At 74.7% G+C, this 7,476-nt stretch carries 4 protein-coding genes; all 4 read right to left on the reverse strand.

The features are described from left to right. Window positions 1-152: 152 nt before the first annotated feature. The 4 genes from atzF to ACF07B_RS38515 all read right to left on the reverse strand — a co-directional run bounded on the left by atzF (window position 153) and on the right by ACF07B_RS38515 (window position 7,160). A complete protein-coding gene (gene atzF, locus ACF07B_RS38500; RefSeq protein ID WP_392182320.1) occupies window positions 153-1,817 on the reverse strand; it encodes an allophanate hydrolase in 1,665 nt (554 codons plus the stop codon). Window positions 1,818-2,215: 398 nt separating this feature from the next. Continuing rightward, a complete protein-coding gene (locus ACF07B_RS38505; RefSeq protein ID WP_392182321.1) occupies window positions 2,216-5,743 on the reverse strand; it encodes a 5-oxoprolinase/urea amidolyase family protein in 3,528 nt (1,175 codons plus the stop codon). Beyond that, entirely contained in the window at window positions 5,740-6,339 is a 600-nt protein-coding gene (locus ACF07B_RS38510; protein ID WP_392182322.1) for an urea amidolyase associated protein UAAP2, read from the reverse strand. The genes ACF07B_RS38505 and ACF07B_RS38510 overlap by 4 nt, the downstream gene beginning before the upstream one ends. Further along, complete coding sequence (locus ACF07B_RS38515) at window positions 6,336-7,160, reverse strand: urea amidolyase associated protein UAAP1 (RefSeq protein WP_392182323.1); 825 nt, start codon at window positions 7,158-7,160, stop codon at window positions 6,336-6,338. The genes ACF07B_RS38510 and ACF07B_RS38515 overlap by 4 nt, the downstream gene beginning before the upstream one ends. Window positions 7,161-7,476: the final 316 nt, after the last annotated feature.

The raw sequence follows: 7,476 nt of genomic DNA on the forward strand, positions 1-7,476 counted from the left end.
TGGTCCGGCCGGTGTGGGGCAGGAGCCTTTCCGCCGGTCCGCTCCAGCGGGTGCCGGGTGCCGGGTGCAGTGGGCGGCTCGGGCGGCTCATGCGGCGTGCGTGGCTTACGTGGTGTGCGTGATTTGCGTAGGGCCTGCGTGGCCCGCTCGGGTCACCGGTCCTGTTCGCGGCCGAGATACGCGCGCCAGCCGCCGTAGGACGTGATGTCGGGCGCTTGGGCCAGTGCGCCGGGTTCGCACAGGAATCCGGGCACCTGGGTGCCGTCGGCCAGCTCGACGCCGCCCAGCGTCATCGGGCGGGGGAGTGCCGCCAGCAGCCGTCCCAGGCCGTCCGCGGGCAGACTCCACACCTCGGCCTCGACCGCGGCGCCGCCCGCGCCGACATGGACGAGACCCGGCTTCGGCGGACTGGTCGCCAGGGCGTGCAGCCGGTACACGGCGGCGGTGGTCGTCGTCCGTTCGAGACGGGCGCCCAGGGAGAGCAGCTGGGCATTGAGCGGCTGGCCGGACAGATGCGCCCCCACCACGGCGAGGCGGGTCTCCGGTTCCAGGAGGCGGGCGATCCGCGCGAGCCGCTCGTCGGTGAAAGCGGGTCCGATCAGCATCACGCCGAAAGGCCCTCCCAAGGGTGTCCGCCCGGCCGGCACGGCGACCGCCGCCAGGTCGAACAGGTTCGTGGAGTTGGTGAAGCGGCCCAGGCGGGCGTTGGCGCCCAGCGGGTCGGCGGCGACCTCGGCGAGCGTGGGATGGCCGGGCGCGGTGGGCAGGAGCAGCGCGTCGGCGTCGGCCAGTTCCGCGAGGGCCCGGGCACGCAGGGAGGCCAGGCGCTCCTGGTCCGCGTAGAGCTGGTGGGCCGGGATGTCCCGCGCGCGGGTGATGATCCCCGCGACGGTCGGGTCGAGCCCGGCACCCCCCTCGGAGATCAGCTTGTCGACAAAGCTCCCCACCGCCGTGTAGCGCTCGGCGACGAAGGCGCCCTCGTAGAGCATCGCGGCGGCCTCGGTGAACGGGGTGAGGTCGAGGGTGCGCACCTGTGCCCCGGCCGCGATGAGCCGGTGCACCGTCTCCTCGTAGGCCTGGGCCCAGCCCTCGTCCAGTTCGCCGAGCTGTGCCGTCGGCGGGACGGCGACGCGCCACGGGCCGGGCGCGCGCTGTGCCAGGGGCGGCAGCTCGCGGCCGGAGGGGGAGGCCAGGTGGGCGAGAGCCTGTTCGGCCTCCGGGAGGGTGCGGGCGAACACGGTCACGCAGTCCAGGGACGCGCAGGCCGGGACGACGCCGGTCGTCGGCACCAGGCCGCGGGTCGGCTTCAGGCCGACGATGCCGTTGAACGCGGCGGGCACGCGGCCGGAGCCGGCGGTGTCCGTGCCGAGGGCCAGGTCGACGATGCCCAGGGCCACCGCCACCGCCGATCCCGAGCTGGAGCCGCCGCTGATCCTTTCCGGGTCCAGGGCGCCCCGGACGGCGCCGTGCGGCGAGCGGGTGCCGACCAGGCCGGTGGCGAACTGGTCCAGGTTGGTGGTGCCGAGCACGACGGCTCCGGCCGCGCGGAGGCGGGCGACCGCGGGTGCGTCGGCCTGCGCTGTGTAGGCGTAGGCCGGGCAGCCGGCGGTGGTGGGCAGGCCGGCCACGTCGATGTTGCCCTTCACGGCCAGGAGCCTGCCGGCGAGCGGGAGGCGTTCTCCGGCGGCGACCCGCTCGTCCACGGCACGGGCCTCGCGCTCGGCCTCCGCCCGGGGGCGCAGGTCGATCCAGATCTCGGGGCGGTCCACGGCCTCGATACGGGCGTACGCCAGGCGGACTCGGGTGAGGGCGGACATCGGAACTCCTTGTGCTGGGAGGGCGCCCCCGCCGGCGATCCGGCGGTCGTGGCGCGCACCCCGGACCGCTCCGGATTCCTGCCCGGCCGGACGGGACGCGACGGCGGACCTGGCAGGTGCGGACGGCGGAGGGGTGGGTTGGGGCCGGGCGGACGGTTGCGGGGCAGGGCAGGGCAGGGAGGGCAGGGCCCGGCCCACGGTGTGACGGGAGCGGCCGGGCGGTGGGAGGCGGGGCTCGTGCGCGGGTGGAGACGGGGCCGGGGCGGTGGATGCGGGGTCGGGGCCGGCGGACAGGGGGCCGGGTCGGCGGAGACGGGGCGAGGGCGGCGGACAGGGGGCCGGGCCGGCGGATGCCGGGCCGGGCCGGTGGACGCGGGGAGGGGCGGGTGGTGGGGAAGTCAGGACGCCGGCGGTGGCAGGGGGGCGAGGACCAGCAGCGCCGTGCCCGCCTCCACCTGGTCGCCCGGTCCGGCGAGGATCTGCTGGACCACACCGTCGACCGGGGCGGGGACGCGCGACTCCATCTTCATCGCCTCCAGGGCGAGCAACGGTTGCCCCGCCGTCACCGTCTGACCCGGCTCCACGTTCACCTGCCACACCGACGCGGCGAACTCGGCCTCGATCAGCCGGCCGCCCTCCGGGACGTTCACCGCGGCGGCCGGAGTCGGTGGGGCCGTGGCCGCCTCGGCGCGGGTGAACTCGCCCGCGGCCTCCCAGGCGTCGCGTTCGGCGTTGAACGCGCCGCCCTGCCGGCCCCGGAACTCCGCGATCGACTCGGCGTTCTCGGCGAGGAAGGCCTCGTACGCGGCGAGCGAGAAGGTGCCCTCCTCGACGCGCGGTACGAAGCGGCCGGAGATGATGTCGGCCCGCAGCTCCAGGAGTTCGTCCGCCTCCACCGGGTACCACTTGATCCGGTCGAAGAAGCGCAGCAGCCAGGGCGAGCCCGGCTCGAACGCGCCGCGCTGCTGCCACCCGGACCACACCTGGGTCGTACGGCCGACGAACTGGTAGCCGCCGGGGCCCTCCATGCCGTAGACGCAGAGGTAGGCGCCGCCGATCCCGACCGAGTTCTCGGCGGTCCAGGTGCGGGCGGGGTTGTACTTGGTGGTGACCAGCCGGTGGCGCGGGTCGAGCGGGGTGGCGACCGGCGCGCCCAGGTAGACGTCGCCCAGGCCGAGGACCAGGTACTCGGCGTCGAAGACGGTGCGGTAGACGTCGTCCACCGAGTCCAGGCCGTTGACCCGGCGGATGAACTCGATGTTCCAGGGGCACCAGGGAGCGTCGTCGCGGACGCCGGCCATGTAGCGGGCGATGGCCTCGCGGGTGGCCGGGTCGTCCCAGGACAGCGGGAGATGGACGGTGCGGGACGGGACGACGAGCTGGTCGCTCGGGGGGAGGTCCCGGACCGTGCGCCGTACGGTGTCCAGGAGTTCGCGCTGGGGGAGCCGGCGCGGGTCCGCCTGGATCTGGAGCGAGCGGATGCCCGGCGTCAGGTCGGTGACGCCGTCGAGATCCGCGGCCGCCACCGCCTCCATCAGCGCGTGGACCCGCATCCGCAGGGCGAGGTCCAGTTGCATGGGACCGAACTCGACCAGCAGGTTGTCGTCGCCGCTGCGGCGGTACGTCACGTCGCCGTCCCGGGCGAGCACCCCGCCGTCGACGATCGCCGGCCGCGCCGAACCGTCGTCGGCGAGCGGCGCGAAGCGCACGGTGTCGCCGGGGCGGAGCTGGCCGAGCTTCCAGCGTTCCGTACTGACGACGGTCGCCGGGCACACGAAGCCGCCCAGCGAGGGGCCGTCCGGACCGAGCAGCACCGGCATGTCGCCGGTGTAGTCGACGGCGCCGACCGAGTAGGGGGTGTCGTGGATGTTGGACGGGTGCAGTCCGGCCTCGCCGCCGTCGGTGCGGGCCCAGCGGGGCTGGGGACCGATCAGCCGCACGCCGGTGCGGGCCGAGTTGAAGTGGACCTTCCAGTCGGCGGCGTAGAAGTCGTGGATGTCGTCCTCGGTGAAGAACTCCGGTGCCGCGTGCGGTCCTTCGAGGGCGCCGATCCGCCACTCGGCGGTGAAGCCGGGCCGTTCGGCGGCTGGCACGGGTGTCCCGAGCCCGGTGACCGTTCCGCCGTGCAGGACGTCACCGGTCCGCAGGGCGCGGCCGCCGTGGCCGCCGAACCGGCCGAGCGTGAAGGTGGAGGCGCTGCCGAGGAAGGCGGGCACGTCGAGGCCGCCGCCCGCGAACAGCACGTAGGTGCGCAGGCCGTGCCCGGCGGGCGCCGCGACCTCCAGCAGGGCTCCGGCCGGTACGGTCACCGGCTCCCACTGGGCGACGGCGGACCCGTCCACGGTGACCGGCGCGGGTGCGCCCGTGACACACACCGTCGTGGCGTGGGTGAACCTCAACGCCGGTCCCTGCAAGGTGCATTCGAGGCCCGGTGCGCCCTCGGGGTTGCCGAGTGCGCGGTTGCCGAGCCGGAAGGAGAGGTCGTCCATGGGGCCGCACGGCGGTACCCCGACCTGCCAGTGGCCGGTGCGTCCGGGCCAGTCCTGCACGGTGGTGAGCGTGCCGCCGGACACGACCTCGACGCGCGGGGTGGGATCGCTCACGCCCGCCAGCGTGGCCGTGGAGTGCGCCGCCCGCCGGAAGGACGGTTCGGCGAGCGCGGCCCGCACCAGACCGAGGTTCGTCTCGATCCCGTCCACCCGGGTCCCGGCGAGGGCCTCGTCGAGGCGTTCCAGGGCCTCGGCCCGGTCCGTCCCGTACGCGATGACCTTCGCGAGCATCGGGTCGTACGAGGTGGTCACCTCGGTGCCCGTCTCGACCCAGCCGTCCACCCGGACCCCGGCGGGGAACTCGACCCGTGTCAACAGGCCCGCGCTGGGCCGGTGTTCGCGCGAGGGGTCCTCGGCGTAGATCCGTGCCTCGACGGCGTGACCCCGCGGTGTTCCCGGGGCCCGTACGACATCGGACTCTCCCCGGGCCAGGCGCAGCATCCAGGCGACGAGGTCGACGCCGTAGATCTCCTCGGTGACCGGGTGTTCCACCTGGAGGCGGGTGTTGACCTCAAGGAAGTACGCCTCCTCGCGGGCGGCGTCGTAGACGAACTCGACGGTCCCGGCCGAGCGGTAGCCGACCGAGGCGCACAGTTCGCGTGCGGCGGAGGCGAGTTCGGCGCGTACGCGGGAGGGCAGGCCGGGGGCGGGCGCCTCCTCCAGGACCTTCTGGTTGCGGCGCTGGAGCGAGCAGTCGCGGTCGCCGAAGGTGACGACACGGCCCCGGCCGTCGCCGAAGACCTGCACCTCCACATGGCGGGCGTGTTCGACCAGGCGCTCCAGGAAGACCCCGGCCGAGGAGAAGGAGGCCGCCGCGACGCGCTGCACCCGGTCCCAGGCCTCGGCCAGTTCGTCGGCGGATCGACATGCCGACATGCCGATGCCGCCGCCACCGCCGGTGGCCTTGAGCATGACGGGATAGCCGATGCGGCCGGCCGCGTCGAGTGCCTCGGGGAGACCGGACAGGAGTCCCGTGCCCGGCGCCAGTGGCACCCCGGCCGCCTCGGCCGCCGCGCGCGCGGTGTGCTTGGCGCCGAACAGCTCCAGCTGCTCCGGTGTCGGCCCGACGAACACGATCCCGGCGTCCTCGCAGCGCCGGGCGAACGCCGCGTCCTCGGACAGGAAGCCGTATCCGGGGTGGATGGCTCCGGCCCCGGTGTCCTTGGCGGCCTTCAGGACCAGGTCGCCGTCGAGGTAGGACTCCTTCGCGGGGGCGGGGCCGAGCCGTACGGCCTCGTCGGCGAGGCGGACGTGGGGCGCCGCGCGGTCGGCGTCGGAGTACACGGCGACGGTGCGCAGGCCCAGTTCGCGGGCGGTGCGGATGATCCGGACGGCGATCTCGCCGCGGTTGGCGACCAGGAGGGTGTCGAAGCTCATGCGGAGACCCCGATCGTCATGGCGACCGCGGTCGGCTCGAAGCCGTTGCACGGGTTGTTGATCTGGGGGCAGTTGGAGACCAGCACGATCACGTCGCGTTCGGCGCGCAGGGTCAGCCGCAGTCCGGGGGCGGAGATGCCGTCGACGATGCCGAGGGTGCCGTCCTTCTCGACGGGCACGTTCATGTACCAGTTGATGTTGGACACGAGGTCGCGCTTGCCGAGGCCGTAACGGGCGCCCTCGGCGAGGAAGTTGTCGACGCAGGCGTGCTGGGCATAGGTGTGGTGCCCGTAGCGCAGGGTGTTCGACTCCTTGGAGCAGGCGCCGCCGACCGTGTCGTGCCGGCCGACCTCGTCCTCGACGACGGTCATCAGCGGCGTGTGCTCGTTCGACATCAGCACGCTGCCCGTGGTCAGGAAGATGTTGCCCTGGGCCTGGATCGTGTCGGGCGCGCTGTAGCGGACGGCGGTGTCCGCGGCGTCGTACACCAGGAAGTCGACGGCCTGGTTGCCGTGCAGGTCGGTGACGGTGAGCGTCTGGCCGGCGCGGACGACGGCGGACCAGGCGGCCCGGGCCGGAACGGTGACGTGCGTCATGCGAGCCCCCTCGTGGCAAGGAATTCGGCGGTGTTGAGGAAGGCGCGGCGGCCCTCGGGTGTGGCTTCCCACAGCGGGTCGCCCGCCTGGGTCGCCCGTGCGCGCCAGGCCAGCACCTCCAGCGGGGTGCTCGTGTAGTCGGGGCGCGGGTCGGCCGGGTGCGGCACGTTCGCGATCAGCACGGTGACGTCCTGTTCGGCGCGCAGGGTGACGGCGGCGCCGGGTCCGGCCGAGCCGGTGAAGTCCGGCGAGCCGTCGTCGCGTATCTCCACACCCTGGAAGAAGGAGAGCGAGGGCGGCAGATCGCGGGGTGTGAGCCCGTTCTTCGCGGCGGCCAGTTTGAACAGCTCGCGGCCGGCCGGGGACGCGGACTGGGGGGTCCCGTCCCCGTAGCGTTCGGTGTTGCGGACGAGTGTGGAGGTGCCGCACAGGGCGTCGTGCCGTCCGGAGGTGTCGGCGACCACCGAGGCCAGCACCCGGCCCTGGTCGGACAGGAGCAGCCGCTCCGCGCCCAGGTAGGCGTTCCACTGGACCTTGACGGTGTCGGCGACGTTCAGGCGCTCCCACGGCCGGTCGGCCACGTACAGCAGGAGGTGGGCGCAGGCGTCGCCGGTGAGGTCGGTCAGGCGCAGTTCGGTGCCGCGGGCCAGCACCTTGTGCGTGTAGTTGCCGCCCGCCACGGTCTCGGCCCAGACGAGCGGGCCCGCCTCGCGCGGTGGGGCCGGCCAGTCGTCCGCGGGGACCACGGGCATGGCCTCGGCGCGGGTTCCCTGCTGGGCGCGGGCGTGATCGCGTGCTCCGTGGGTGGTCGCTGTCGCCATCGCGGGTCCTCCGGCTCCTCGGTCATTTCTGTCGCGCGACAGAAATTAGGCGCGGGGTGGGTCGCGGCCGTGTCCCGCGTGTTGCCGCGTGGTTACCGGTCCCTCACGTCCGGCGCGCCGCCGGTGAGGGGCCCCGGGGGGGGGGGGGGCGGGGGGGGGGGGGGGCCGGGGGGGGCCCCGCGGGGGGGGGGGGGGGGGGGGGGGGGGGCACCCGGGGGCGCCGGGGGGGGGGGGGGTGGTGGTGGGGGGGGGGCCGGGCGGCGGGCGCGCTCGCCCGGGCGCGGCCCCCCGCGCCCCCCCCCCCGCCCCTCCCGCG

This window comes from Streptomyces sp. NPDC015532, from assembly GCF_043078065.1.
GTDB lineage: Bacteria > Actinomycetota > Actinomycetes > Streptomycetales > Streptomycetaceae > Streptomyces.

Excerpts from the sequence above, each read along its gene's own strand:
- atzF (WP_392182320.1), bottom strand. The coding sequence starts at position 1,817 with ATGTCCGCCCTCACCCGAGTCCGCCTGGCGTACGCCCGTATCGAGGCC.
- ACF07B_RS38505 (WP_392182321.1), bottom strand. The coding sequence starts at position 5,743 with ATGAGCTTCGACACCCTCCTGGTCGCCAACCGCGGCGAGATCGCCGTC.
- ACF07B_RS38510 (WP_392182322.1), bottom strand. The coding sequence starts at position 6,339 with ATGACGCACGTCACCGTTCCGGCCCGGGCCGCCTGGTCCGCCGTCGTC.
- ACF07B_RS38515 (WP_392182323.1), bottom strand. The coding sequence starts at position 7,160 with ATGGCGACAGCGACCACCCACGGAGCACGCGATCACGCCCGCGCCCAG.